Here is a 1,362-nt window from a genome sequence, read left to right on the forward strand (position 1 = left end):
CCAGCGCGCGCGCCAGGATGTTGCGGCCCTTCGGACAGCTTGCCGACATGGCCGGCAATGATGCCGTCGAGTTCCGAGCGGCTTTCCGCCAGCTTCTGCAAGTCGGCTTCGAGCGCACGCTTGAGGATATCGCGGCCCTCGGCGAGCTTCTCCACCTGGCCGGAGACCAGGCCATCGATACCGGCGCGGCTCTCGGCGAGCTTGGCAAGATCCGCCTCGAGAGCACGCGTGAGCACATCACGGCCCTCCGAAAGCTTCTCGACCTGGGCTGCGACGAGGCCATCGATCGAGGCGCGGCTCTCGGCGAGCTTGGCGAGATCCGCCTCCAGGGCGCGCTTGAGGATGTCGCGGCCTTCGGCGAGCTTCTCGACCTGGCCGGCGACCAGGCCGTCGATGCTGGAGCGGCTCTCGGCGAGCTTGGCGAGATCGTCCTCCAAGGCCTTGGACAGCGCCGAGCGGTCCTGCGAGAGCCTGTCGGCGTGGGTCTGCATGAGGCCGCTGGCGTTGGCCATGTCGGCATCGAGGGCGCGTGAAAGCTCGGCGCGATGGTCGGTGATCTTTTGCGAATGATCGACGATGGCGCCCTGAATGGTGTTGAGGTCCGCTTCCAGCGCGCGCTTGAGGATGTCGCGGCCTTCCGCCAGCTTCTCGACCTGGCCGGCGACCAGGCCGTCGATGCTGGAGCGGCTCTCGGCCAACTTGGCCAAATCGTCCTCGAGCGACTTCGACAGCACCGCGCGGTCCTCGACAAGCCGGTTCTGGTGGTCGGAGATTGCGCCGCCGACCGTCTGCAGGTCGGCCTCCAGGGCCTTCGACAGTTGCGCCCGTTCCTCCTGCACCCTGTCGGAATGTCCCGCGATGGCACCCCTGATGGTATTGATGTCCGCTTCGAGGGCACGCTTGAGGATATCGCGCCCTTCGGCGAGCTTCTCGACCTGCCCGGCAACAAGACCGTCGATCGAGGCGCGGCTCTCGGCCAACTTGGCGAGGTCGGATTCCAGCGTCTGCGACAACAGGCTGCGGTCCTCGACGAGCTTGCCGGCATGGCTGTCGATCAGGCTGCGGATGCCGCTCAGGTCGCCTTCCAGCGCGCGGCTGAGTTCGCCCCTGTCTTCCGCGAGCTTGGCCGAATGGGTTTCGATCAGGTTCCTTATGCCGGAGATGTCGGTCTCGAGCGCCTTGGCGAGCACGGCGCGACCTTCGGCGATCTTCTCGACCTGGCCGGCGACCAGGCCATCGATCGAGGCTCGGCTGTCCTGCAGCTTGCCGAGATCGGCTTCCAGCGCGCGCGCCAGGATGTTGCGGCCCTCGGCCAGCTTGCCGACATGGCCGGCGACCATTTCGTCAATCATTGTACGGGCT

At 66.6% G+C, this 1,362-nt stretch carries 1 pseudogene; it reads right to left on the reverse strand.

The features are described from left to right. A pseudogene (locus EOA38_RS36755) lies at positions 1–1,362 on the reverse strand (kinesin); the annotation flags it as partial.

The organism is Mesorhizobium sp. M1E.F.Ca.ET.041.01.1.1 (assembly GCF_003997355.1).
Taxonomy (GTDB): domain Bacteria; phylum Pseudomonadota; class Alphaproteobacteria; order Rhizobiales; family Rhizobiaceae; genus Mesorhizobium.